Annotated in this window: 26 protein-coding genes, 6 tRNA genes and 1 pseudogene; 20 read left to right on the top strand and 13 right to left on the bottom strand. The window is 55.1% G+C overall.

Features of this window, described 5'->3' with window-relative positions; translation table 11 throughout:
* The first annotated feature begins 1 nt into the window (after position 1).
* The gene (locus dmul_RS14885) at positions 2-475 is read left to right on the top strand and encodes a flavin reductase family protein (protein ID WP_020877605.1); all 474 of its coding nucleotides are present in this window, start codon (positions 2-4) and stop codon (positions 473-475) included.
* Positions 476-487: 12 nt separating this feature from the next.
* On the opposite strand, the pseudogene dmul_RS14880 reads toward dmul_RS14885, so the two are convergent.
* The 8 genes and pseudogenes from dmul_RS14880 to dmul_RS14845 all read right to left on the bottom strand — a co-directional run.
* Positions 488-802 (bottom strand): annotated as a pseudogene (locus dmul_RS14880) (peroxiredoxin); the annotation flags it as partial.
* Between the two features lie 56 nt (positions 803-858).
* Positions 859-1,596 (bottom strand): ABC transporter permease, encoded by a 738-nt coding sequence (locus dmul_RS14875; protein WP_020877603.1) that lies wholly within the window; start codon positions 1,594-1,596, stop codon positions 859-861.
* Complete coding sequence (locus dmul_RS14870) at positions 1,593-2,567, bottom strand: ABC transporter ATP-binding protein (protein WP_020877602.1); 975 nt, start codon at positions 2,565-2,567, stop codon at positions 1,593-1,595. The genes dmul_RS14875 and dmul_RS14870 overlap by 4 nt, the downstream gene beginning before the upstream one ends.
* 10 nt (positions 2,568-2,577) lie before the next feature.
* Positions 2,578-3,876 (bottom strand): hypothetical protein, encoded by a 1,299-nt coding sequence (locus dmul_RS14865; protein ID WP_020877601.1) that lies wholly within the window; start codon positions 3,874-3,876, stop codon positions 2,578-2,580.
* A 4-nt stretch (positions 3,877-3,880) separates the two neighbouring features.
* On the bottom strand, positions 3,881-4,627 hold the full coding sequence (locus dmul_RS14860) for an outer membrane lipoprotein-sorting protein (protein ID WP_020877600.1): 747 nt from the start codon (positions 4,625-4,627) through the stop codon (positions 3,881-3,883).
* A gap of 11 nt (positions 4,628-4,638) precedes the next feature.
* Complete coding sequence (locus tag dmul_RS14855; protein ID WP_020877599.1) at positions 4,639-5,031, bottom strand: NifB/NifX family molybdenum-iron cluster-binding protein; 393 nt, start codon at positions 5,029-5,031, stop codon at positions 4,639-4,641.
* Positions 5,032-5,052: 21 nt separating this feature from the next.
* On the bottom strand, positions 5,053-6,303 hold the full coding sequence (locus dmul_RS14850; protein WP_020877598.1) for an ABC transporter permease: 1,251 nt from the start codon (positions 6,301-6,303) through the stop codon (positions 5,053-5,055).
* The gene (locus dmul_RS14845; protein ID WP_020877597.1) at positions 6,296-7,003 is read right to left on the bottom strand and encodes an ABC transporter ATP-binding protein; all 708 of its coding nucleotides are present in this window, start codon (positions 7,001-7,003) and stop codon (positions 6,296-6,298) included. The genes dmul_RS14850 and dmul_RS14845 overlap by 8 nt, the downstream gene beginning before the upstream one ends.
* Before the next feature lie 672 nt (positions 7,004-7,675).
* Between dmul_RS14845 and dmul_RS14840 the strand changes: the two genes are divergently transcribed.
* Both dmul_RS14840 and dmul_RS20305 read left to right on the top strand, forming a co-directional pair.
* On the top strand, positions 7,676-9,328 hold the full coding sequence (locus dmul_RS14840) for an IS1634 family transposase (protein ID WP_236885997.1): 1,653 nt from the start codon (positions 7,676-7,678) through the stop codon (positions 9,326-9,328).
* 425 nt (positions 9,329-9,753) lie between these two features.
* Positions 9,754-9,924, top strand: coding sequence for a hypothetical protein (locus tag dmul_RS20305; protein WP_153302758.1), 171 nt, complete (start codon positions 9,754-9,756; stop codon positions 9,922-9,924).
* 107 nt (positions 9,925-10,031) lie between these two features.
* Here dmul_RS20305 and dmul_RS14830 read toward each other — a convergent pair whose 3' ends face one another.
* Both dmul_RS14830 and dmul_RS14825 read right to left on the bottom strand, forming a co-directional pair.
* Entirely contained in the window at positions 10,032-11,348 is a 1,317-nt protein-coding gene (locus dmul_RS14830; protein WP_144016644.1) for a glycerate kinase type-2 family protein, read from the bottom strand.
* Positions 11,349-11,398: 50 nt separating this feature from the next.
* Positions 11,399-12,664, bottom strand: a complete 1,266-nt coding sequence (locus dmul_RS14825) for an NAD(P)-dependent oxidoreductase (RefSeq protein ID WP_159449750.1) — start codon at positions 12,662-12,664, stop codon at positions 11,399-11,401.
* 573 nt (positions 12,665-13,237) lie between these two features.
* Between dmul_RS14825 and dmul_RS14820 the strand changes: the two genes are divergently transcribed.
* The 3 genes from dmul_RS14820 (at position 13,238) to dmul_RS14810 (ending at position 15,381) form a co-directional block, all read left to right on the top strand.
* Positions 13,238-13,711 (top strand): NUDIX domain-containing protein, encoded by a 474-nt coding sequence (locus dmul_RS14820; protein ID WP_020878777.1) that lies wholly within the window; start codon positions 13,238-13,240, stop codon positions 13,709-13,711.
* A gap of 86 nt (positions 13,712-13,797) precedes the next feature.
* The gene (locus dmul_RS14815; protein ID WP_020878778.1) at positions 13,798-14,607 is read left to right on the top strand and encodes an MBL fold metallo-hydrolase; all 810 of its coding nucleotides are present in this window, start codon (positions 13,798-13,800) and stop codon (positions 14,605-14,607) included.
* A gap of 117 nt (positions 14,608-14,724) precedes the next feature.
* Complete coding sequence (locus tag dmul_RS14810; protein ID WP_020878779.1) at positions 14,725-15,381, top strand: nitrite/sulfite reductase domain-containing protein; 657 nt, start codon at positions 14,725-14,727, stop codon at positions 15,379-15,381.
* 18 nt (positions 15,382-15,399) lie between these two features.
* Here the strand turns inward: dmul_RS14810 and dmul_RS21290 are convergent, their stop codons facing one another.
* Positions 15,400-15,666 (bottom strand): DUF4276 family protein, encoded by a 267-nt coding sequence (locus dmul_RS21290; RefSeq protein ID WP_200809354.1) that lies wholly within the window; start codon positions 15,664-15,666, stop codon positions 15,400-15,402.
* A 249-nt stretch (positions 15,667-15,915) separates the two neighbouring features.
* On the opposite strand from dmul_RS21290, the gene dmul_RS14805 reads away from it, so the two are divergent.
* The gene (locus tag dmul_RS14805; protein WP_020878780.1) at positions 15,916-16,467 is read left to right on the top strand and encodes a CBS domain-containing protein; all 552 of its coding nucleotides are present in this window, start codon (positions 15,916-15,918) and stop codon (positions 16,465-16,467) included.
* Positions 16,468-16,705: 238 nt separating this feature from the next.
* On the opposite strand, the gene dmul_RS14800 is transcribed toward dmul_RS14805, so the two are convergent.
* Positions 16,706-16,781 (bottom strand) — tRNA-Arg (locus dmul_RS14800).
* A 191-nt stretch (positions 16,782-16,972) separates the two neighbouring features.
* Entirely contained in the window at positions 16,973-18,946 is a 1,974-nt protein-coding gene (locus dmul_RS14795) for a LysM peptidoglycan-binding domain-containing protein (protein ID WP_020878781.1), read from the bottom strand.
* 584 nt (positions 18,947-19,530) lie between these two features.
* Between dmul_RS14795 and dmul_RS14790 the strand changes: the two genes are divergently transcribed.
* From dmul_RS14790 to rplL, 13 genes are all read left to right on the top strand, one after another.
* A tRNA-Thr gene (locus dmul_RS14790) sits at positions 19,531-19,606 on the top strand.
* Between the two features lie 8 nt (positions 19,607-19,614).
* Positions 19,615-19,699, top strand: a tRNA-Tyr gene (locus dmul_RS14785).
* 123 nt (positions 19,700-19,822) lie between these two features.
* Positions 19,823-19,898, top strand: a tRNA-Gly gene (locus dmul_RS14780).
* A 43-nt stretch (positions 19,899-19,941) separates the two neighbouring features.
* Positions 19,942-20,018, top strand: a tRNA-Thr gene (locus tag dmul_RS14775).
* Positions 20,019-20,125: 107 nt separating this feature from the next.
* The gene (gene tuf / locus dmul_RS14770; RefSeq protein ID WP_070962341.1) at positions 20,126-21,319 is read left to right on the top strand and encodes an elongation factor Tu; all 1,194 of its coding nucleotides are present in this window, start codon (positions 20,126-20,128) and stop codon (positions 21,317-21,319) included.
* Positions 21,320-21,336: 17 nt separating this feature from the next.
* Positions 21,337-21,486 carry a 50S ribosomal protein L33 gene (gene rpmG / locus dmul_RS14765; protein WP_040416939.1) on the top strand — a complete coding sequence of 50 codons (150 nt, stop codon included), beginning with the start codon at positions 21,337-21,339 and terminating at the stop codon, positions 21,484-21,486.
* 70 nt (positions 21,487-21,556) lie between these two features.
* Positions 21,557-21,632, top strand: a tRNA-Trp gene (locus tag dmul_RS14760).
* Between the two features lie 94 nt (positions 21,633-21,726).
* A complete protein-coding gene (secE, locus tag dmul_RS19795; RefSeq protein ID WP_020878819.1) occupies positions 21,727-22,110 on the top strand; it encodes a preprotein translocase subunit SecE in 384 nt (127 codons plus the stop codon).
* A gap of 14 nt (positions 22,111-22,124) precedes the next feature.
* Positions 22,125-22,655: a transcription termination/antitermination protein NusG gene (nusG, locus tag dmul_RS14750; protein ID WP_020878818.1), complete on the top strand. Its 531-nt coding sequence runs from the start codon at positions 22,125-22,127 to the stop codon at positions 22,653-22,655.
* Positions 22,656-22,737: 82 nt separating this feature from the next.
* Positions 22,738-23,160 (top strand): 50S ribosomal protein L11, encoded by a 423-nt coding sequence (gene rplK / locus dmul_RS14745; RefSeq protein WP_020878817.1) that lies wholly within the window; start codon positions 22,738-22,740, stop codon positions 23,158-23,160.
* A gap of 100 nt (positions 23,161-23,260) precedes the next feature.
* Positions 23,261-23,965, top strand: a complete 705-nt coding sequence (rplA, locus tag dmul_RS14740) for a 50S ribosomal protein L1 (RefSeq protein ID WP_020878816.1) — start codon at positions 23,261-23,263, stop codon at positions 23,963-23,965.
* Positions 23,966-24,185: 220 nt separating this feature from the next.
* Positions 24,186-24,707, top strand: coding sequence for a 50S ribosomal protein L10 (rplJ, locus tag dmul_RS14735; RefSeq protein ID WP_020878815.1), 522 nt, complete (start codon positions 24,186-24,188; stop codon positions 24,705-24,707).
* A 44-nt stretch (positions 24,708-24,751) separates the two neighbouring features.
* Positions 24,752-25,138: a 50S ribosomal protein L7/L12 gene (gene rplL, locus dmul_RS14730; protein WP_020878814.1), complete on the top strand. Its 387-nt coding sequence runs from the start codon at positions 24,752-24,754 to the stop codon at positions 25,136-25,138.
* Positions 25,139-25,160 lie beyond the last annotated feature (22 nt).

Raw genomic sequence — 25,160 nt, 5'->3', positions numbered from 1 at the left:
AATGAAAACGGAATGGCAGCAGGCTTTGGGGAAGATGGTTTACGGCATCTATGTCCTGACTACGGGAAACGGAACTGCGATCAACGGCATGGTGGCCTCCTGGGTATCCCAGGTCTCCCACGACCCGCCGCTCATCATGGCTGCCGTGCATCCCAACCGGTATTGCCACGCCTTGATCCGACAAAGCGGCGCCTTTGTCCTCCACGTGATTGCAAAAGACCGGAAAGACTTCCTTTCGCGCTTCAAGGGGCCGAACCCGACGGCGAAATTTTCGGGACTCGAGTGGCGAAAGGGCAAAACCGGCTGCCCGGTCCTCCCGGACTGCATCGCCTACCTGGAATGCGCGGTCAAGGAGAGCCTGCAGCCGGGCAATCACACCCTCTTTATCGGCGAGGTGGTCGCCGGCCGTCTGACGGCCGACGCGGATGCTTTGGATACCGGCGACTACGACGGCGTTTATACCGGAAAAGCCTGATCGGAACGGTCCTTAGCCTTTCATCACCTTCATCAATTCCGGAATCGTGTTTTTTGGGCTGATCCCGTACCACGCCGCTGCGATCCAGCCCTTTTCATCAATGAGAAAGGCGGATCGCACGATGCCCATGTAAACCTTGCCGTACATCTTTTTCTCCGCCCACACGCCGTAAGCCTCGGCAATCCGGTGATCCGGGTCGGAGAGGAGCGGAAAGTGCAATCCGTGTTTGTCGTCGAACTTCTTCTGTTGGGCCGGTTTATCCGGACTGATGCCGACCACGAAGATGTCCGCTGCCGAAAGTTCCGCGAGTGCGTCCCGCACCGCCTGGGCCTGGGCGGTTCAGCCGGAGGTGCCGGCCTTGGGATAGAAGTGGAGGGATGGGGTCAGGCGATCCATTTGCGATTGATGTTGTAGAGGCTTGCTGTGAACAATACAACACAGAAAACCCCGAGAACGGACAGGTCAAGGGAAAAGGGCATGATATGCCCGCCGTGGACGGCCCCATGGAGCAGGTCGGCCCCATAGGTCAGGGGCAGTGCATACGAAAGCGGTTTGAGAAATACAGGCAGTCTGTCAATGGGAAAAAAGAGCCCGCAGAGGAATATCATGGGGAAGCGGAAAAAATTGGAGAAGGTCTGGGCTTCGAACACCTCGCTCACCGCCACGGCGATGAAAAGGCCCAGAAAGGCGGAGGCCACGGCGATCAGGAAAACCGCCGGAAAGAAAACGCTCCAGGCCACCTGCGAGAGATCGGTGAGGAAAACCGCCATGACGATCGGCACGAAGGCGTTGGCCACACCGAAAAAAATGGCGCCGCTGGTTTTGGCCAGCATCAACAGATGCAATGGAATGGGCGCGAGGAGCAGCCGCTCGAAGGAACGGGTCTTTTTCTCGAAGGTCACGGTCACAGCCAGCATCGACGTGGTGCCGAAGAGGATGGAGACTGCCGTCACGCCGGGGAGCAGCGTTGGGATGCTTTCGGTGCCGGTGCCGGATCTGATGAAAAACATCGCCGTCCATGCCAGGGGGAAGACGAGTCCCCAGCTGACATTGGGTGGCTTCAGGTAGTAGGTGCGCATGTCCTTGAGCAGAATGTTCCAGAAAGCGATCCATCGTTTCATGGCTCCCCCCCTTTTTTCTCTTTTTCTCTTCGCATGGCCTCGGCCTCGATGCCGGTGATCCGCACAAAGATGTTTTCAAGGCTCGGTCGCATTCGTCTGGCCTCCAGAACCTCCGCCCCCTGGTCTTCCAGGAATCGAACCAGTGTGCCTACGCGGACGATCCCGTCGCTTTCCACCTGGATAACATCCTGCCCGGAGAGAGTGAATTTGAGATCTGGAAAGGTTTCGGAGAGGATTTGCCGGCGGTGGGTCAGGGGGTTGGCGCATGTGATCCGAACCACGTGTTTCTCCTGGAGGGGTTGGAGCAGATTCTCGACCGTGTCGATGCGGACGATACGCCCTGAGACGATGAATGCGATACGGCCGCAGAGTCTTTCCGCCTCCTCGATATAGTGGGTGGTCAGGAAGATGGTGGTTCCGTTTCTGTTCAGATCTGCGATGAGCTGACGGAGTTGTCGGGCGCTGGCGACGTCGATGCCTGTGGTGGGTTCGTCCAGAAAAAGGATTTCGGGCTGGTGAATGATCCCCGCCGCGATGGTGAGCTTCCGCTTCATCCCCTTGGAATACTTTCCGAACTTGCGACCGGCCGCTTCGGTCAGACCAAAGGTTTCCAGAAGTGTTCGGGCCCGGGTCTGTCGTTCGGCCTTGCCGATGCCGTAAAGCGCAGCACAAAAGCACAGGTTGTCGAAACCGGTGAGTTCCGCATACAGATTGCTTTCGTCCGGCACCACGCCCACGAGATGCTGGGCTGCCCGGGGATTGTCCGTGCAGTCGATGCCCCCGATCCGGACCGTTCCCGTGTCCGGGCGCGCCAATCCCGTCAACATGTTGATGGTGGTGGTTTTTCCGGCGCCGTTGGGGCCGAGAAAGCCGAAGAGTTCTCCTTTTTGAACACGAAATGAAATGCCGGAGACGGCATCGATCTTTTCAAAACGCTTGGCCATGTCTTTGACGATTAAGGCATCGGTCATGGAAATTCCTTTAAAAATAGTAGCGTACCCAGACTTCGGGTCGATACGTATCGGGTTTTTCGCCGAATTCGGTGTACGCCGGGCCGATGGGGATCCCCACGCGAAGATTCAATTCCAGATCGGTCACGGGCGCCCAGGTCAGACCCGGCTGGAGGTTGAAGCTGAAATCCCTCAGGTTGACGACTGCCGCCACCCAGGGGGTGAAGTACAACAGGTCGAAAGGCTCCTTCTGGGAGATTTTGATGTAGCCGTAATCCTTCCCGGGATTCCGCTGCCGATCGTAAGGTCGGGTGGTCCGGGCGATACGCTCCATGACCGAGGCGTCGCCGGTTGTCTGCCACTCGCGGAATGCGGCCTTCTTGAGCACAAACACGTCTTCAATCTCGCCGCGATCGTAGCCGGCGCCGTTATGATAATATTCCGCGATGAAAGTGGTGTCGATCGTGTTGAGGTAGCGCGCGCCCAGAAGCAGGCTGATCTGATCTTCCCGCGATTCCCGGGGAAGATCATCGGCATCGGGGACCATGTGCGGCACATCCTTCCGCACCGCCAGCTCGCCGTGCACTTCGATGTTTTCGGCAAGGTTTTTGGCAAAATCGAATCCAAAGCCGGCGGGCTGGTCCGGGCCGTCAAAACAGATGACGTCAAGGTCGGTGTCATGCCATAGCAGGTAAAGCTTGAGCGCAATGTTCAGATCACCCCCCTCGCCCAATTCCGCATTGGCCCAGTCATCGATGACCGGAAGCAGCAGCGCCGTAACCCCGATGTTGCTCAGGTGACCGGCTGCAAAGCTTCTGATGAGGTCGACCCCCAGAAACGTGCGTCCTTCAAGATTTTGAGCCGGATCGTCAGGGTCTTTGGGCCGGTTGATGAATCCAACCGGGTTCCAGGCGTACCCTTTGCCCCACAGTATCGATTTTTTGCCGGCGTCCACCGTCAGGCGGGGGGTAGGGGTCAGCGACATGTAGCCCTCGTATATTTTGTGGTCCCATCCGTCGTCCTCATGCGTCTCCTCGAATTGATGGTGGGTGAGCAGACCCGCCTGAAAGACGCCGTATTGACAGCTGCCGGAAAGTTCCGCCGATGTCCGCCATTCATGCGTATCGTCCCCGACATCCTTCAGGTGGTCATTGGGGCTGTAACGGATCGCATCCTCATCGAGTCGGTGGTAGATGAAGCGGGATTCCAATCGTCCCCCCACCGCGTAGGGCTTTTTTTGGGCTTCGGAGATGATGAAGTCAAATTCTTCGGCGCCGGTCGGGTCGGCCAGGGAGACCATCAGCAACAGAAGAGAAATCCAGAAACCCATGAGATCAACGCAAGTCTTTGATCCTGGGGAGATAATTCAGCGTGAACACCTCGTCGGGCAGACTGCGTTTTTTCAGGTTTGCGGAAATCATGACGGATCGGTATCCTCTGTAAAGCGGGCTTTCGGTCTCCATTACGGCCGGCCGCACGACACCGTCGCCGATGTCCTTGATCTCCTTGAAGTGCAAGGTCTTGATGAGCATGCCTGTGGCGGCGTAACATTCGATCCGGGTGGGCGCCAGTTCCTTCTTCAGAACCCACATCCTGAGTCGGTCGTAGGCAACGGCGCCGCTCTTGGCCTTGAGGTCCAGAAGATACCGTCCCTGGTCTTCTTCAAGGCCGGCCACGTCGTATTCAACACTATAGTCCAGACGCATGATATCGGCATTGTTGAACACCCCGCCCACTACCGACTGCATGCTGGTGATGCGGATGGGTTTGCCGACATTGGGAATAAAGAGCCACATGTTGTCGCCCAGGCGCAGGGTGGCGCGACCTGTTTCACTGGGCGGCGAAATAAAGAGGGTGACGACCTTGTCCTTGTCTTTCCTCAAAAACCAGAGTACGAACTCCTTTTTCCGGCCGTCGGGCTCTATGTTGATGATCTTGCGGTACATCTCCAGGTCTCCCGGTTGAAGGTTGCGGTCCACCTGTTCCAGGATCTGGACGCCGGTCAACGCATCGCAAAAACCAGGGGCCTGCGAAAGCAACACCGACAGAAGGATAATCGGAAGGACGGCGATATGCGGCATGGGAAATCCTTCTATTTCTTTTTCATCAGCATTACGGCATCTGCCGCAGGGCCTGTGGCCGTGTGAAAAGCCATGTCATTTTGCTGCATGGCCGCAATCATCTTTGCACCGAACTCACCGGCAACTATCGTGTGAATCCCTCTGGCCGACAGGAAGTCGACGACTTTGGGGCCGGCGTTTCGGTGTTCCGCGACATAGGGATTTTTCACGGCTTCCAACAGTTCTCCATTCCGGTCAAACAGCAGGAAATAGGGGGATCGGGCCGCCGTCGTACCGACCTGAGCGGTTGCCGCTGCGCCGTCAGCGGCAACCGCAAGGATGGCCCTGTTTTCGGCTGTTGCCGTCACACAAACGCCAAGTACGGTAAGCACCAGAATTGCCGTTGCCAATGATTTTCTGATCATTTTGGATACCTCCTTTGTACACTATACATGTCGCAATGCTTCCGCAGGAGCGAGTCGTGCCGCCTTGGCTGCGGGTTGCAGGGCGGCAATGACGGAAACCAGAAGCACAATCAGGCAGGTCCAGATCACCTCGGTTGCCGAAACCGACGGTTCCAGCATGAATACCTGGTTGGCACCGCCAAAGGCCACCTCGACGCCGACGATGTCAAGCATCCAGAGAATCCCCAGTCCGACGGCGGTTCCCGCCAGGGCGCTCACCAGGCCCAGACTGAATCCTTCGGCCACAAACAAGGCCATGATCCGGACGGGCTGGGTGCCCATGGCGGCCAGAGTGCCGATTTCTCGAACCCGTTCATAAACACTCATCATCATGACGTTAAGAACGCTGATGAGGACCACCGAAATCAGGATCATCCGAATGCCCATGTTCATGATGTTCATCATTCGCACGACATTGTAAAACGGGCTGAGCTGTTCCCATGTATGGATTTCGAAAGCGGGTTTGCCTTGCTTGTCCTTGAAGGCTCCCAGTGAATTGCTCAGGTGTTCGGCTACGGCGGGCAATTGATCAAAGTCCTTCAGCCGCACCGCCACCTCGCTGATTTCCGTCTTCTCCATGCGCAGCAGGGTCGCCGCATCGTCGATGTGCAGGTAACCGTCTCTTCCCCCGGGTCCCATCAGGCTTTTCACCAGACCGGCCACTTTGAACGTCATGCCGTTCACCGAACCGTCTTTATTGTTGGCCACCAGAACTACCGTGTCGCCGGTTTTCAACGCCATGCCTCTGGCCAGGATTTCCGGCAGCAGCACCTCTCCGGGACCCAGCAGGACATCGGGTCTTATGCCGTTCTGAATGCGGGATAACAACAGTGGGGCTGCGGCATGTTCCTTTTCCGGATCGATGCCGTTCAACCGAAGGTTGGTGGTCTGGGCGTAGTTGCTCAGCATGGCGGCGAACTTGATGCGGGGAGAAACAGCGGCAACCTCTTCTGTTTGTGAAAGAACGGACAGGAGGTTTGTGTAGGCCTCGAAAGATATCATGCGGTCCAGCGGCAGATTGTCGATGCTGGCCGTATAGCCCTTGCGATGCACCTGCAAATGGCTCAATACCGAATCCGTGATCTGGCCCACAACAGCTGTTTTGAAGGAACCGCTGAGGCCGACAAAAACAATTACGGCGACTATACCCACGGCGATCAGCAGACCGGTGAGCAGCGTTCGCCGTTTGTAACGTAACAGGTTTTTGAGTGCCAGACGCAGGATCTTAATCATGGTGTTCCTCCCCGATGACGGAAGATCCGTCCAGCAATCGTCCGTCCTCCAGATGGAACATGACTTCGGCCTGTTTCATGATCCTGGGATCGTGGGTGGAAAATACAAAGGTCGTGCCGAATTCATCGCGCATGCGCTTCATCAGATCCACCACCATCTGGGCGGTTTGGCCGTCCAGATTGGCGGTAGGCTCATCGGCCAGAACCAGGGCCGGCTCGCCCACCAGTGCCCGTGCCACGGCGGCCCGCTGTTTTTGTCCGCCGGAAAGCTGCGACGGATACTTCCGGGCCTGGTTCGACATGCCCACGGCCAAAATAACCCGATCTACCGCGGGTTTTCGTTGACTTCTTGGCAGGTTGCGGATCATGAGCAGCGGATACTCCACGTTTTCGAACACCGTGAGCACCGGCAGCAAATTGAAGTCCTGAAACACGAAACCCAGTTTTTCGCCTCTGAAGGCGGCGCTCTCACGCCGGCCCAGACGATCGACCTGCCGGCCGTCCACCATGACCTCGCCTTTGCTCGGACGATCCAGACAGCCCATCAGATTGAGGGCGGTGGTTTTGCCACTGCCGGAAGGGCCCACGAGAGCCGTAAAGGCGCCTCGGGGAATGTGTAGAGTGACATCCAGAAGCGCGGCAACATCGACTTCGCCGATGCGATAGATCTTTGAAACATTCTCGAAGGTCACAATGTCCATCGGTAGAGCGACTCCTTTCGTCAGTTGACATCCACTTCGCGTTCGAGCGTTGTTTTTAACGACGGTGTCCGCTGTATTTCAGGCGCCACAGCGGGCGCGATTTTCGGGTTTGGCTTCTGACGGGATGACTGAGAGAAGCTAAGCAGGATAGATCCCGATTGTCAAATGAAAACAGCATTTCTTTTGCGCTATGCCGCACGTTGTCCGGCGGCCTTCAGAAAGATGATTTTATCGTAACTTTCCGGCTCTATTCAGGATGCGGTTGAGAAACTGCCGGACGATGATTTTCGTGCCGCGAGGGGCGTTGGCCCCCATAACGGAAGAACAGTCTGAATCTTTCCTGTAACCCATCCCGACACTCCTCCGACGTAACGTAACAAAGCAGGAATTGATTTGGAAAATAGATCATGAACTGCGGCTCACGTGAACATGATATCCATCTCCACATGAACTTGGGTTTGATTTTTGTAGGCAGAAAACCACCCCAAATTGGCCCGCCGCCACCACCCGCCCCTAATAATTACAAGCTATTGTGCCTACCCGGCCTTCTCTCAATCTCAAAAACGCGTAGGCACACGAATTATCAATTTTCTATTGACTCAAAGGGAATAAAATGCCATAAACGTAAACATGTATCTGCGGTCTACGAAGCGAAAGAACAAAGACGGCTCCGTGGTCGAATATTTCCAGCTGGCGCATAACGAGCGCCACCCGGATACCCGCAAGCCGGTTGCCAGAATCATCCACAACTTCGGCCGTGCCGACCAGCTCGACCGGCAGGAGCTGATCCGGCTGTGCAGATCCATCGCCCGGGTATGCGGGATAACCGTCGTCGATCCTCTTGATGATGAAGTTCTGAGCGCCACACCGCCGGGCGAAGCGGGCTTCTTCGAAGACCTGAAGATCCGGAAAACCCGAGCCTTTGGTTGCCCGATGGTCATCGAGGCCCTCTGGGAGCGGCTCGGACTGAAAAAGACACTGGAAGGCGTCGTCAACGCCAAAGGCCTGCGGGTTCCCTATGAAAGAGCCCTGATGGCCATGACCGCCAACCGGCTGTGCGATCCCGAGTCCAAGCTTGGCGTATGGGACCGCTGGCTCTCCAGGGTCTATCTCCCTTCCTGCGACGGTCTCCAACTCAAACACATGTACGAGGCGATGGACCTGCTGTACGAACATGCTGACAAGATCGAGGAGGCCATCTTCTTTCATATCGCCGATCTCTTCAATCTGGAGGTCGACCTGATCTTCTATGATACGACCACCGCGTCTTTTCATGTGGACCAGGAGGACGACCCCGACCGGTACGCCAATGCCACCCTGCGCAAGTTCGGCCACTCCAAGGAGGGCACGTGGAGCCCCCAGGTGGTGGTCGCCCTGGCGGTGACCCGCGAGGGCATCCCCGTGCGCAGCTGGGTGCTGCCGGGCAACACCTCCGACGTGGCGACCGTCGAGAAGGTTCGGGCGGACCTGAGGGGCTGGAACCTGGGCCGTGCCATGTTTGTCGCCGACTCGGGCATGAACTCCGAGGACAACCGCAGGGAACTGGCCAGGGCCTGCGGCAAGTACCTCCTGGCCTGCCGCATGTCCAACGTGGCCGAGATCCGCAAAAAAGTCCTGAGCAAGCGCGGCCGCTACACCGTTTTCAAGGACAACCTCCATGCAAAGGAGGTTGTCGTCGGCGACGGCGAGCGCCGCAGGCGCTATATCCTCTGCTACAACCCCAGGGAGGCCGAACGGCAGCGCAAGCACCGGGAGATGACCGTCGCCGTCCTGGAGAAGGAGCTCGAGTCCCACAAGGATGCATCGGCAACCGCCCAATGGGCCATCGAGCTGCTGGCCTCCCGCCGCTTCAAGCGCTACCTGAAGGTCACCAAGACCAACAAGGTCCGCATCGACCGGGGCAAAATACGGGAAGCGGAAACCTATGACGGCAAGTGGGTCCTCGAGACCAACGACGACACCATCAGCCTGGAGGACGCCGCCTGCGGCTATAAAGGCCTGATGGTCATCGAACGCTGTTTCCGCTCCCTGAAGCGGACCCAGATCAGGATGATGCCCATGTACCACTGGGCATCCCGGCGCATCGAGGCCCACGTCAAAATCTGTGTCCTGGCGCTCCTGATCGAGCGTGTCGCCGAGCTGGCATGCGACAGGCCCTGGCACCAGATCCAAGGCGCGCTGGATGAGCTCCAGATCACAGAATTTTTCAATTTAAATTTCCGTGTGCTCATGCGCAACGAGCTGCCCGCCAAAACCATCAACATTCTTAAATTGTTAAAGATCACCCCTCCAAAGCAGGTCATCGAGCTGGAAAAACTGACCTGAAAACAGCCCGATTTCGTAGACACACGCTGAATCTCGTTCATTCGCGCGGATGCCCGTGCGTCAAGCCTTCGCGCGATTTTGTGTTCTTACAAAAATCAAACCCAAGATGAAGAGAGATGCCGGATTAAAAAAAGGAGAACTTATGAAAAAATTTATTTTTATCCTGATTTTTGCAGCGTTCACCAGTGTTTCATGTGTTGCGGCTGTGAGACCTTACGGCGCTGATGTGGCGGTCGCTCCGCACCTTCCGATCGTTGTGGAATTGGTGGATTCATATTATGTCTACAGCGGCTATCATTATCATTATCATCAAAACCGTTGGTATTACTCAAAAACAAAGGACAGGCACTGGAAACATCTTCCAAAGGAGCGCTACCCGAGAGAGGTGAGATTCAAGAAGAAGAGAAACGAAACGCACCGGGGAGATGAGAGATATCGGAAAAATGACAGCCATCGGGATAGCCGGCATCGGGAAAGCGACAGATACCGGGGTGACAGGCATCGAAGAAACGATAACCATCGTGAAGATGATAAATACCGGCGAAGTTACAGAGATCGGACAGATCGCTGAGGCATACCCTGATTTCCGGAGGTGAGACCATCTGTGCCATTGCGCCCTGTATTGTACGCGGTGTACAGACTTCGGCGCGTGGTGTTGACCTGATCGAAGCGTCGAAAACACACAAAATAATCATCGTCGCGCTCACTTGTCGATCAGTATAATCTGCAGATCCATGACATTGGTACGGGTGGGTCCGGTGACCAGAAGATCGCTCAGTTGTTGAAAAAACGGGTAGGAATTGTGTTGCGCAAGATGTTGGTGCACAGAAAGATTCAGGGCGTTCGCTCGAATAACGGTTGAGTCACCGGAAAATGCACCAGCGGCATCGGTCGGACCGTCCGTTCCGTCTGTACCGGCTGACAGCAGCAATGTGCGGGGGACATCCGCCAGTTCAATCCCCGCGGCCAAAGCCAACTCCATGTTGCGGCCCCCCTTACCGTTGGCGCTGAGCGTAACCGTGGTTTCGCCTCCGGACAACAAGCATCCCGGAGGCGATACAGGCCGCCCGAATCGCCTGACTTCTCTGGCTATGGAACTCAAAACCCTGGCAACTTCCCTGGCTTCTCCCTGGATCGAGGAGGAAAGAATGATCGGCGTGAAATGAAGAAGGCAGGCCTTTTTTGCGGCGGCATTCAATGCATCGGAAATACCGCCGACAATATGGTTTTCAACACGGTCGAATTCAGAGGCCCCTGGTTTCAGTGTTTCATCGACCTGGCCCTTGCAGCCTTCGGACATGTGCCTGAGCACCGAATCGGGTGCTGTTTCGAGAAGGCTGTAGCGTGACAATATCGTCAGGCAGTCATGGAATGTACTGATGTCCGGAGCTGTGGTGCCGGAAGCGATGATATCCAGATCATCACCGATGACATCGGAAAGTATCAGAGAGACAAGTGAGGCACCGTTTGCCTTCCGGCAAAGCTGTCCCCCTTTGATATGGGACAAGTGTTTTCGAATGGTGTTGATTTCATGAATATTGGCACCGCAGGATAACAATAAGCGGGTCATCTCCTGCTTGTCTGTCAGATCGACCCCTTTGACAGGTGCGGGTGTCAGTGCAGATCCTCCACCGGAAATCATGCATAGAATCAAATCATTGTGGTTTGCAGAAGCCAAAAGATCCAGCAATGCATCGGTCGCCTTGACACCATTTTCGTCGGGAACCGGATGCCCCGCTTCCATCACACGGCAATGTTTCAAAGGTACACCGTGTCCGTATTTGGTAACGATCAATCCACCGTCTATGCGATCGCCCAGCAGTGCCTCAACCGGGCGGGCCATAGCAGCCGAGGCTTTGCCGAATCCGATCAAATACAGGCGTTTTATCTGATCAAGAGGAAAGGACGAATTCCCTATCTGCAATACGCCGGCATCCAACCGGAGATGTCTTCTGACGCAGATTTCAGGATCAACCGCTTTGATTCCGGCAGAGAAGATTTCCGATGCGATTCGCTTCAAATCGGTGAAACGTTTTGAGCCAACCGGTTGTATCATATTTCAATCTGAATTCATTTGTCGAATAAGGTGAGGCCTAAAGCCTCCGCATTGATAATACTGGGTGAGGCCAGAGGCGGGTCTTCCGCCAGGAAGGGGGAAATATCAGGTTTGTTCCATGCCGGGCAGCCCGATAAAACGCCGATGGCATTGCCGGCAGCCAGTGTCGCCATGCCTTCGCGCGTCCAACGCGTTGCTGAGGCGATGTGGGGTACGATGACGACATTGTCCAGTTCACTCAAACCGGGCTTCAAGTCGGGTTCGTCTTCAAAGACATCCAGTCCGGCACGAAAGTTCGGATGCTTACGCAAATGTTCGACCAGGGCGGCTTCGTCGATCAACGGACCTCGACTGGTGTTGACCAACAGGGCGTTTTCCTTCATCAAGGCCAGGCGCTCGGCATTGATAAGATGATAAGTCGATTCATTCAGCGCGGCATGCAGGCTGACACAATCGGCTTCCCGCAGCACATCTTCGATCGTGTCGGCACGTTTGCAGGATACCGGTTTTTGTCGCCTGGAAACGAGGAAGTCTGCGTATGCGGCAATGTCGGCTTCCAGGTCGGGATGGGGATGAGGACTATAATAGATCAGATTGGTCTTGTGCCCCTCGACCATCATGCGCGCGTAGGCCGAACCAATGCGTCCCGCCCCGATAACCCCCACAGTCTTGCGCCATAGCAGCTCTCCCAGAAGAAGGGTCATCATCCAGCCCTTGAACTTGCCGGCCCGCAAAAATCGTTCCGCTTCGCCGATACGCCGGGCAGCAGCGAAAGTCAGGGCAACGGCCATCTGGGCGGTGGTTTCGGTCAAAACCCCCGGGGTGTTGCCGACGGCGATGCCGTACCGGGTGGCAGCCTCGACATCAACGTTGTCATAGCCGACAGCCACGTTGCTGAAGGCTTTTCCGCCGGCAGACTTGAGTGCGGCAAACAGGGCATCGTTCCAGCTTTCGGTCAGCTGGCCAAGGACTGCATCGCACCGCGTGCCGATGGCGGCTCTGAGCGCATCAACGCCGAGCACATCGGTTGCGGTGTAGACTTCGACTTTGCAATCCGCATCGATCAGGCGGTTCAGCCAGAGATCGCCGGGCAGTGGTTTTGTAACCACGATGCGTTTGCGGCCGGCAGCATTGTATGTTTTCCAATTCTCTGAATTCAAAACAATATTTTCCCTTTTGCGGCCAATGAGGTCATAAACCACGGCACCTGCCTGTGCTTTCGGCGCGGCAGGAAGCGCGCACTTGAAATAAAGAATGCCAGCTTTTCCATCTTTTCTCAACCCTATTTGGTGGCATGGAGCCGGAAAGTGAACCCGAATGGAGAAAAGATCGCTCGCGAAACCTGACGGATCAGGTTCGCCGAACCTCTTCTATATTATTACTCTACTTTCGAGTTTCATGATGGTAAGCGGATAGCGGTGCCGGGAGGATACGGCCCGCGCCCATTCAGCGGTGAGTTTCAGCGCCGCCAGTACCAAATGTGGCTCGAAAAGAACGAACATCGCCATACTGTGCAGGTAGCTGTGAACAGGGTCCATACGACCTTACTGATGCGTCTTTCAACGGCGCTCTCAATGTTTCGAATTTTCGTTTCCTTTTTGCGCAAATTTTTGTTAACTTGACCTGCGAAAACCTTCAACCGCCGGGTACGGTCTGCCGTATCGTGTTTTCATCTTTTCTATATGGCCGGCGCTGCACATGGTCCGAAATTTCAATTTTCGTTTTCAGATCAACCGGATCGGAGGCTTGAAGTTTTTTCATGCCGGGGACTGTTACGGTCTTGGCGGATATAGCGGCAACGCATTGGCGGTTTGGACCTGGAAAGAACGAGAATTGGCGTGGAGGGTTGAAAGATGGGGGGGTATCTTGAAGAGATCAGAACGCTGGTGGGGCATCGCAGAGTTTTTGTGCCCGGGGTGCGCGCGATCATTGTGAACGAGTTCGAGGAGATTATTCTTCAACGCCGGAGAGATAATGGTTTGTGGGGGATACCGGGGGGTGCCGTTGAATTGAATGAGACGCCCATGGAAGCTCTGGCACGCGAGGTGGAAGAAGAGACCTCCCTGAAAGTGATTTCAGCGCAGCCCATGGGCCTCTACTGCGGCCCGCACCAGAAATTTGCCTACCCAAACCATGATGAGGTCCAGTGTTTTGCGCTTGCTTTTATTGTCCGGGAGTGGTGCGGTATACCCCGTGCAGACGGCGTCGAAGGCGCTGTGGTCAAATTTTTCAAGGTTTCAGGGCTCCCCGCGGATATCGTACCGATTCACAAACCAACCATTGAAGACTATCTGCGGTATAACGGTGAGTTTCTGTTGTCCGACTAGACAGGATATGAGTTCTCATTCCAACCTGTCGCATCTTCAATACCCTGTCATGAGCGGAGACCTTTTGTCTTCGGAGGGGAATGGAAATGTCTAAGTATCTTATAGGCCCATGGCTTGCGCTTTTGACCCTCGCGCTGACTCCGGCGAAAGGCACAGCCGGCCATGCCGGTTCGCCGGATGCGTTCCCGCGCATCACGATCCTTTTCAACAATGTATCCCATGCGCCGGGGCTCGCCTTGGGATGGGGTTTTTCCTGCCTTGTGGAGAGCCCCGAAAAGATTATTCTGTTTGATACAGGTGCCGACGGCGAAGTACTGCTTGCCAACATGAGACGGCTTGAGTTGGATCCAGAACGGATTGACGTCGTTTTCCTTTCTCATATCCACAGTGATCATACCGGCGGACTTGATGCGATTCTTGCCCGGGGTTCCGACGTGCAGGTCGTTCTGCCTCAGGGATTCCCCACCCCTTTTCTGCGGTCGATCGTCGAAAAGGGCGCACAGGTTCAGGTGGTGGAAAAGGGCGGCCGTCTCATGGACCGTGTCTACAGCACGGGGCCGTTTGATGTCGGCATTGTCGAACAGGCCCTGATCCTGGAGACGCGGAAGGGCCTGGTGGTTATTACCGGCTGTGCCCACCCCGGCATTGTCCATATCGCGGAATCGGCCGTTCGCCTCACGGGCATAAGGATCCATCTTCTCCTGGGCGGCTTTCACCTCGAGGGGAAAAAACGATCGGAGATTCAGGCGATCATTTTTCGTCTCAAAGCCATGGGCGTTGAAAAGGTGGCGCCCAGCCACTGTACCGGGGAGGCGGCCATCGCAGCGTTCCGACAAGCCTGGGGAACCGATTTTGTTGAGGGCGGCCTGGGGGCGTCAATTGCGTTGTCGTTTTGATGATGATTGAGGTTCTTTTGAAGAGGCTTGGCCGTATCCTCCCGGCACCGCTTTCCGGGTAACGTCATGGAAGACGAAAGTTAACACTTTTAAACAGAATAACAAAGGAGATATCAAATGCTTAAAATTGGAGAAAAAGGCGCCATCCCTCAAAAAGGTAAGACCACCTATGCCATTGCTCCCCATATCCCATGCGGTGTGGTGACGCCGGACTTGTTGAGAAAGCTTGCCGACATCGCCGAGAAATATAAGGTTCAGGCAATGAAAATCACCGGTGCAACCCGAATCGCCCTCGTTGGCCTGAAGGAAGAAGATATCGACAGCGTATGGAATGATCTGGGGATGGACAAGGGCGCGGCCGTGGGGCTTTGCGTGCGCAGCATCAGGGCTTGCCCGGGCACCACGTTTTGCACCATGGGCAAACAGGACGCTTTGGGCATGGGGATGAAGCTGGATGCCCTTTACCATGCCACTCAATTGCCGGGTAAATTCAAGATGGCAGTTTCAGGCTGCAAAATCAACTGTGCGGAGTCTTCGGTGCGTGATTTCGGCCTGATCGGCGAAGCCGACGGCTGGAAGGTCGTCGTGGGCGGAAATGTTGGCGTGACCCCCCGAATAGCCGATGAGGTCGCCAAAAATCTCGATGACGAACAGGCCTTGGATTATGCAAAAAGATTGATTGCCTACTATACGGAAAATGCCAACAAAGGAGAACGGATCGGGAAAATGATCGAGAGGGTCGGCCTCGATGCTTTGAAGTCGGCCCTGAGCTGATCAGCATGACGCTATTCATCATCGGGCAGGCGGAAGCCTGAACCCTCCGTCTGCTCGAATTCCGTGAAAATTTACGTTTTGCCGTCTTTCCCACCTCACCGGCGATTCCCGTTTCGTGATCCAGGCGTCAAACAGCGGACAGGCGGAGCGCATTCCGGGGATGCCGATTTCCGCGGCCATCGCTATACCAGTGGCGGTTTTTTTGAAACGATCGGAAAGATTGTCCAGTCTCGTCGACGGTGCTGTCGTTTCAGGGTCGTTAATTTTTTCCGGTTCCCCACTCACCGCAAGAATTGTGTCGACAAGCCGGATCGCTGAAGCAGGGCGTGGGCCGTATCTGTGCAACGCTTGACGGTTGCCGCGAAAAGCAGAATCTCAGGTACTGAAATGCGTGCAGGAATGGGAAACCGTTGCGTTCGGGGGGTATGGGCTTGGCACGGGGGGTATCGGTGGTTAATCTTATAAAATAGAGTGAGCCCAAAACGTTGGTGTGGTCAGGGATAGACGATGTTCTGCAAACAAAAGGAGCATAACATGGAAGCATTGACAGTACGGGATCTGATGGTGGCCGCGGAAAAATTCCCAAAAATATCCTTGCAGGCAACCCTGTACGAGGGGCTTTCGGCCCTTGAAGCGGCCCAGGAAAAGTTTCTTTCCGGCGAGTCCGAGCAGAGAATCCTGCTGGTGGAAGACGAGGCAGGGAAGGTCATTGGAAAATTTTCTCCCATTGATCTTTTGGGCGGGTTGGAGACCAACTATGGGCGGATCGATGTGGAGAACGCCCTGAACCGTTTCGGGCTTCATTACGTGTGGACATCCATGCAACGGGATTATAATTTATGGGAAAACCCATTCAAGGATTTGTGCCGGAAAGCCGAAGGGGTCAGAATAAAGGACTTTCTCAAGGCGCCTTCCAAAGGGCAAACCGCGACTCCGGATGACCCCCTGAACAAATGCTTTCACCTCTTCGTCATGAATCGTCACGATGCGCTTTTTGTGATGGAGAACCACAGGATCGTTGGTCTCCTGCGGTTCTCGGATGTCTATCGGAAGGTTTCCGAAACCATGAAAGCATGCACTCGGTAAGCCCTGATGCGGGGCGTGCCAGACGCCCCAGATCCGGCGCTTCATCAGCTTATCCTCTCGGGCAGGGAGGATGATAGGCCGTCCTCGATCCGGCGGCCAACCTTTCGGCTCATGCTGGAATACAAGCAGGCCTGGGGCGGAGCCGCATCACGGCCGTGGACTGGGGGGGTAATGCGGGGTAAATAACCGTGCTCAGAAAAACAGGGGGGGCTGAATATGGCCAATCCCTTGATTTTAATGGTGCCCCCGGCAGGAATCGGACCTGCGGCACATGGATTAGGAATCCATTGCTCTATCCACTGAGCTACGGGGGCGCTTTGGGGAAGCCGGCGAACCTCTGGACGCCTTTCGGAAATGTCCGGCGGGGGGGATGCCCCCAGCCTCGAATCGCCCGTTCTATTAGCATAGCGGTTTTGCCGCGTCAATGCCGTTTAGCGGGATGGTGGTTTTTTTGAGGTTCAGGTTGCATGAGCGCCGACGGCCGGCGCGGCAGACGCTGTTCAGCTCATTCCACCGACACCTTCTGGCCCGGATAGATCTTGCTGTCATGGGTCAGGTTGTTGACGTGGAGAAAGCGCTGTAATGTCATCTTATGACGTTTGGCGATATCCATCGGAGCATCGCCGCTTTTGACCCGGTAGGTCTTCAAGGCGTCGTTGGCCGCGATTGTGGTACCGCCGGCGCCGTCATGGGGGATTCTCAAGGTCTGCCCGACCAGCACCTTCTTGTTTTTCATGCCGTTTGCCCTCATGATTTTCTGGGTCGAGACGCCGTTGCGTTTGGCGATGTTCCAGAGGGTATCCCCTCTTTGAACGACGTATTTGATGCTCTGTCGCGGCCGTCGTTTGGCGGCGACCTCATTTTCAGGAGGGGTGGGCGTTTTGCCGCCGGGGATCTTGAGCACTTTTCCGAGGGCGATGACGTTGCTGCGTTTCAGGCCGTTGGCGCGCTTGATGGTGTCGATGTCGGTACGGTAGGTCCTGGCAATTTCCGTCAGGGTATCACCACGTTTAACGCGATGGTAGGCTACTGCGGGAGCACTTTTTCCCATGGCCGTTGGCGTTTTGCCGCCGGGGATCTTGAGCACTTTTCCGAGGGCGATGACGTTGCTGCGCTTCAGGCCGTTGGCGCGCTTGATGGTATCGACGTCGGTGCGGTAGGCTCTGGCAATTTCCGTCAGGGTATCGCCACGTTGAACGCGATGGTAGACTACAGCAGGCGGGCTCTTTCTGGAGCGGACGGTCGGTTTGACGGTTCTGGGCGGACTGGCGACGGGAATGTCGTGGAGCTTTGCGAGAACCAGCCGTTCCTTTTTCGGGGGCACCTTCAGTTCGTAGGGTGTCCCGGGAAGAATCCCCTGGCGGAGTTCGGCATTCAGCTCCTTCAGCGTCTCGCCGGGGACGTCGAGATGTGTCGCAAGATCCGCGAGGGAAACCTGTTTCGAAACCGTGACGGTTTCATAGGGGATGGGCCTGTAGGGCTTTACTTTATCGATGCCGTATTTTTCCGCATTGTTGACGATGTGCAGGGTCGCCAGAAACCGGGGAACGTATCGGGCGGTTTCATTGGGGAGCTGTTCGTAGAGATCCCAGAAGTTGTCGAGATAATTGATCTGCTGTGCACGAATGACCCTGAGAACCCGCCCTTCGCCGCAGTTGTAGGCGGCCAGAACGGTCGTCCAGTCGCCGAACATGTCGTGAAGGGCCTTGAGGTAGGCGATGGCCGCCTGGGTAGATTTGTAAGGATTCATCCGCTCGTCGACGTACCGGTCCCGATTCAGGCCGAAACGGTATCCCGTCGACGGAATGAACTGCCAGAGACCGAGTGCCCGGGCGCTGGACAGTGCCCGGACGTTGTAGCCGCTTTCGATGAGGGGCAGCCAGGAGAGTTCCGGCGGCAGACCGGCTTTGGACAACTCCTGGCTGATGTGGGCGCGGTACCGTCCCGAGCGTCGGTAAGCGTTGACGAAAAAATCCCCCTTCGTCAGATAGTCGATCTCTTTCTGGACGTGGCGGTTGATCTCGATGGGAATCGCCCGACGGTGGCCCTTGGCCGTGGTGTTGCGGGATGCATAGATCTCCAGGATCCGTTTGGATATGAGGAATCGAAGGTCCTCTTTGCGCTTGACCATATCGGGGTCGTCTTCGTCATCCAGCTTCAGCAGCAAGGCATAGGCCTTATCCAGAGCGGCGAGAGCCTCTTCGATCTCCTCTTTTTGCCAGCAGGTCTGGGATTTCCTGCAGTAGGACACTGCCTTGTTGATGATGGCATGGGATTGGGGATCCAGCGGCATGTCGGGCGGCGTGGAAAGCAAAACCGTGTCGGAAGCGGGGGTGCGGGAAGGGCCTTGTGCGACGGTGCGCTTTTCCGCTGTCGGTTGCCGGGGAGACGCTGCGTTCTGGTTTTTGGATGGGGTGGAGCAACCGACGAGAAGAACCAATAAACAGCATAACACAACAGCGGATCGGAACGTATTCATAGAAGAATTTCCTCAATTGTCCTTGGCTTTGAAATCGGCTATGATGCGACGTGAAACCGTCTCAGTGGATCTTTGGTGGTCCGAAACCGGCATACATCGGAAATAAAGCATAAAAGATCGAGATCTGTCAAGGAATTATGGCTGTCGATGCCCTCCGGACGATGTCCCGGATGCCATGTACAGAATACGGGAGAGCGATCACCCGTATAAATTGTCGGGCGACATGCTGCGCCATTTACAAAAATCAACATTCGAGGTTCAGAAGACGGTGCCGTCGATGTGCGCCGATATCGTTGTTTCAGGAACACAGGCTGAAGGCTTGCAGTGTACGTCTGTGACGAACGGGACCCTTATCCGCCTTCAATCTTCAGCCGCCGCCCCCTTTACCGTCATAAAAACTGAAAGTCGAGAAAAAATTAGATATCAGGCTTAAATAATCGAAATGCAGTTTAAATATGTATAAATTCTCCTTTAAAGCCAACTAATGCCTTATTTATCCTGTTTTTGAAACTTGAAAAAAAAGTGCTTAAGGTATAAACGTCATGGGTCTTTGAGAGAGCTTTTGAATGTGCAGACAACGAAGGGCCAACGTAGCTCAGTTGGTAGAGCTACTGATTTGTAATCAGTGGGTCGGGGGTTCGAGTCCCTCCGTTGGCTCCATATTTCCGGGTGGGGTTCCCGAGCGGCCAAAGGGAACAGACTGTAAATCTGTCGGCGAAGCCTTCGGAGGTTCGAATCCTCCCCCCACCACCAATCTCATAGCGGGCTGTTTGTAGGAGATTTCAGCTGTAATGGTTGGATTGTGTGACTACACGGCTTCCATCGCATCGGTCTTAAACGCGCCTTCCGGGTCGGTTTTGGACTAGGTTTTCCAGAGCGGGAGTAGCTCAGTTGGTAGAGCTTCAGCCTTCCAAGCTGAATGTCGCGAGTTCGAGCCTCGTCTCCCGCTCCAATAGACTTGTCTGGCGGAAGAGCGAGTTTTTCAATCCAATAAAGCCCACGTAGCTCAGTCGGTAGAGCGCTTCCTTGGTAAGGAAGAGGTTCACCAGTTCGATTCTGGTCGTGGGCTCCATTTTTTTACAGCACTGCCTTTTTCGGAATACAAGAAGCTTTATGGGTTTAAGTTTCTTAGATTGCTTGAATTGACACGTTTATCAACGGTGGGGGAGGACGATTAAGATGGCGAAAGAAAAGTTTGAACGAAAAAAGCCGCATGTGAATGTGGGGACGATCGGTCATATCGACCACGGGAAGACGACGTTGACGGCGGCGATCACGAAGATGTGCGGGCTGAAGGGCAAGGCGAATTTTATCCCGTTCGACCAGATCGACAAGGCGCCGGAGGAGAAGGAGCGCGGGATCACGATTGCGACGTCGCACGTGGAGTACGAGACGGATAGCCGTCATTACGCGCATGTGGACTGTCCGGGTCACGCGGACTACATCAAGAATATGATCACGGGCGCGGCTCAGATGGACGGTGCGATTCTGGTGGTTGGTGCCGACGACGGCCCGATGCCGCAGACGCGGGAGCATATTTTGCTGGCGCGCCAGGTTGGGGTGCCGCGGATCGTGGTGTTTTTGAACAAGTGCGACATGGTTGACGACGAGGAATTGATCGAGCTGGTGGAGTTGGAGCTTCGGGAGCTTCTGGACAAGTACGAGTTTCCGGGTGACGACACGCCGATCATTCGGGGTTCGGCATTGAAGGCGCTGGAATCGGATGATGCGGACAGCGCGGAAGCGAAGTGCATTTTTGAGCTTTTGGATGCGATCGACAGCTATATACCGGAACCGGAGCGGGACATCGACAAGCCGTTTTTGATGCCCATCGAGGACGTGTTCAGTATTTCGGGACGCGGGACCGTTGTAACGGGCCGTGTTGAGCGCGGGAAGATTCTGGTGAACGAACCTGTGGAGATCGTGGGGATCCGTCCGACGGCGAAGACGGTTTGCACGGGTGTGGAGATGTTCCGGAAGTTGCTGGACGAGGGTCGCGCGGGCGACAACGTCGGGTTGCTGCTTCGCGGGACGAAGCGGGACGAGGTTGAGCGGGGTCAGGTAGTTGCGAAGCCGGGGAGCATCACGCCGCACACGAAGTTTGAGGCGGAGGTGTACATTCTGAGCAAGGAGGAGGGCGGCCGCCATACGCCGTTTTTCACCGGATATCGCCCCCAGTTTTATTTTCGGACAACGGACGTGACGGGGATTCTGTCGCTTCCCGAGGGCGTCGAGATGGTCATGCCGGGAGACAATGTGAAGATCACCGGCGAGTTGATTACGCCGATCGCCATGGAGAAGGAACTTCGGTTTGCCGTCCGTGAAGGCGGCCGTACCGTCGGTGCCGGTGTCGTGAGCGAAATTATCGAATAGCACTGAAGGAGTTTCCTGTGAGAGTAAATGTAACGCTGACATGCACCGAGTGTAAGCAGAAGAACTACATGACGACCAAGAACAAACGGACGACGCCGGATAAGCTGGAATTCAAAAAATATTGCCGATTTTGTAAAAAGCATACGCCTCACAAAGAAACCAAGTAGTTGATCCGCCCGATGTCGAACAAGGGCGGGTCGGTCAATCCGGTTGCTTCATAGGCAAGGTGCTTTGTTCAGGCCAGTAGCTCTAATGGTAGAGCGTCGGACTCCAAATCCGAATGCTGGGGGTTCGAGTCCCTCCTGGCCTGCCAGAATCATGCGGATATTTTATGGTGCAAGCTCAAGGCGTAGACGGGCCGCTTCGGCCGGTTGACTCTTTGGGCTTTCCATATTTTTAGGAGCATAATGGCACGGTTACAGAGGAAGAAAAAAACAGAGAAAAAAAAGAAACCGGGTGACGGCGGCGAATCGGCGGTGTCCTCCGACGGACAGGACGCTGAGGCGGTGGCGGGTGAGGCCGTTTCGGTCGCTCCCCGGGAAGTCCAGAAAAAAAGATTCCCCGCGCCTCAGAAAAAGCTCTCGACCGGAACCATCAAGATCGGCTACCTGGAAAAGGGGATTCAGTTTTTGAGGGAGGCCAAGGCCGAGCTGAAGAAAGTCACCTGGCCTTCCAAAAAGCAGACCATCGGCTCGACGGTCGTCGTCATTATCCTTGTAATGATCATCTCTTTGTTTCTCGGGGTTGTGGACTTGGCGCTGTCAAGTTTGATTCATGTCGTGCTTCAGTAAAAACGGAGATAAAAATGGCGCTAAAATGGTACATCGTCCATGTGTATTCAGGGTTTGAAAACAAGGTCAAGAAATCCCTGGAGGAACGAATCGCCTCTTCTCCTCATGCGGCAAAGTTCGGTGAGATCGTCGTACCGACGGAACAGATTGTCGAACTCGTTAAGGGAAAGCGAAAGACCTCTTCCCGTAAATTCTATCCGGGATACATTCTGGTTCAGATGGATCTGGACGATGAAACCTGGCATATCGTGAACAACACCGACAAGGTCAGCGGCTTCCTGGGCGGCCGCGAAAAACCAGTACCGATTTCCGACGAAGAGGCCGCCGGCATTCTCAACCGGATGGAAGCCGGCCAGCTCAAGCCCAAGCCCAAGTTTTATTTCGAGACGGGAGACGACGTCAGAGTTATCGACGGGCCGTTTACCAATTTCAACGGCACCGTGGAGGAAGTGAATCCGGAGAAGGGTAAGATAAAGGTTCTGGTGAGCATATTCGGCCGTTCCACACCGGTGGAACTCGATTTCGTACAAGTGACAAAACTATAAGTAGTCTGGGGGGTGGACGGCTTGCTTGGGCCGGTGACCCGAACCTCCCAAAAACGCCTTGATCAGGAGTATATAGAGAAAGATGGCAAAAAAGGTAATTGCACAGATAAAACTACAGGTGACGGCAGGCAAGGCCAACCCGTCCCCCCCGATCGGTCCGGCGCTTGGACAGCACGGTGTCAACATCATGGATTTCTGCAAAGCCTTCAACGCGAGAACGGCCAATGAGGAAGGCATGATCATCCCGGTTGTCATCACCGTTTATCAGGATAGGTCCTTTACCTTTGTGACCAAAACACCGCCTGCTGCCGTCCTGCTGAAAAAAGCGGCGAAAATTGCCAAGGGTGCGAGCGATCCGAAGCGCGATAAGGTCGCCAGGGTGACGCGGGCGCAGGTAGAGGAGATTGCCAAGCTCAAGATGCCTGATTTGAACGCCTACGATTTGGATGCGGCCTGCAAGATCATCGAAGGTACCGCAAGGAGCATGGGGATCGAGGTAGCTTGATCGTCTGAGATCGCAGATAAATGATCAACGCCGGAGGGTGGGGTTGCCGCTGAAGGGACGATTGATCATTAGGATAATGGATAAGGAGCAAGGATAAACGATGCCGAAGCGGGGTAAAAAATATTTAGAGGCAAAGAAAAAGTCAAGTCCTGGAGCGCTACTCGGGTTTACGGAAGCTGTACAACGAGCGATTGAGACCTCTTTTGCGAAATTCGACGAGACTTTTGATATCGCCGTCAGACTGGGTGTTGATCCGCGGCACGCGGACCAAATGGTCAGAGGGACGGTTGTCCTGCCCAATGGAATCGGGAAAGAGGTGAGGGTTCTCGTATTTGCAAAGGGCGAAAAGGAAAAAGAGGCTGAAGAGGCCGGAGCCGATTATGTCGGAAACGATGAATTGATCGAAAAGATCAAGGGCGGCTGGTTCGAGTTCGACAAGGCCGTCGCGACGCCCGACATGATGGGGTCCGTCGGAAAGATCGGTCGTCTCCTCGGGCCGAGAGGTCTGATGCCCAATGCAAAGACCGGAACCGTCACCTTTGATCTGGCAAAGGCGGTCACCGAATTGAAAGCGGGAAAGATTGACTTCAGAGTGGAAAAGGCGGGAATTGTCCACGCACCCATGGGGAAAGTCTCTTTCGGCGCCGAAAAGATCGTGCAGAACGCAACTGCGTTTCTGGAAACGATCATGCGCCTGAAGCCTTCGGCGAGTAAGGGTGCCTACATCCGAAGCATCGCCGTATCCACGACAATGGGACCCGGCGTCAAGGTCGATACGGCATCCATCAAAGATCTGGTAAAATAATTATGTTTGAGGAGACAGGGGGCGGAGGTTTCAATCGCGCCGTTCCTACTCACGCCAATACCGCACTCAAAAAATATTCCTGTCAAAGACCGTGGGTATACAAATTCTGGTGCTCTGCTGATTTGTATTTAATCGACATGTTCGGCCTGCCGAGACAGTAGCTTTCCAAGTTTACTTACCTCTGGTTTTGAACAGGCACGAAAGGAGGTGTGAAAATTATATGAAGCTGGACAAGAAAAAGGCGATCGTGGAGGAACTTCACGAAAAGTTCTCGAAATCCAAGATTGTCATCCTGACCGACTATAAGGGGCTTGATGTGGCCGCCGTCAGTGAATTGAGGAAAAAACTCAACGAGGTCAATGTCGAATTCAAGGTCGTCAAGAACACGCTTCTCGTCAGAGCGTCCGAAGACACCGAGGTGGCATTGATCAAAGATGACTTCAAAGGCCCCAGCGCCGTAGCGATGAGCTACGACGATCCGGTCGCGCCCGCGAAGGTCATGACGGAGTTTGCGGGAGGAAACGACAAGTTCGAGATCAAAATCGGCGTCATGAACGGCAAACGGATCGATGTCAAGGCCATCAAGGCGCTGTCGTCCCTGCCGTCCAGAGAGGTCCTGCTCGCGCAGGTGCTCTCCGCGATGAACGGGGTTCCGACAGCGTTCGTGCGCGTTCTCAATGCGGTTCCCCAGAAACTGTTGTATGCGTTGCAGGCCATCAAAGAGCAGAAAGAAGCGGCCTGAGGTGTTTCGTACCTGTTAAAACAAGACTTGGAGGATAAGTAAAAATGGCGGATGTTACCAAAGAAGATGTTATAGAATTTATTGCAAATATGTCGGTTCTGGAGCTGTCGGAGCTGGTTAAGGAACTGGAAGAGAAATTCGGCGTCTCCGCTGCCGCACCCGTGGCGATGATGGCCGGCGGCATGCCCGCCGAGGGCGCTGCGGCCGCAGCCGAAGAGAAGACGGAGTTCGATGTCATCCTGACTGCCTCGGGCGACAAGAAGATTCAGGTGATCAAGGAAGTGCGCGCCATTACCGGTCTCGGCCTGAAAGAAGCCAAGGCCCTGGTGGATGAGGCCCCCAAACCGGTGAAGGAAGGGGTTCCCAAGGATGAGGCCGACAAAATCAAGGCTCAGCTTGAAGAAGCCGGCGCGCAGGTCGAAATAAAATAAGCCACATCCTCACTCCTACACG

The sequence above is a fragment of the Desulfococcus multivorans genome, assembly GCF_001854245.1.
Taxonomy (GTDB): Bacteria; Desulfobacterota; Desulfobacteria; order Desulfobacterales; family Desulfococcaceae; genus Desulfococcus; species Desulfococcus multivorans.
Note: the sequence above shows the minus strand (reverse complement) of the source record. Positions and strands in the feature narration are given on the sequence as shown.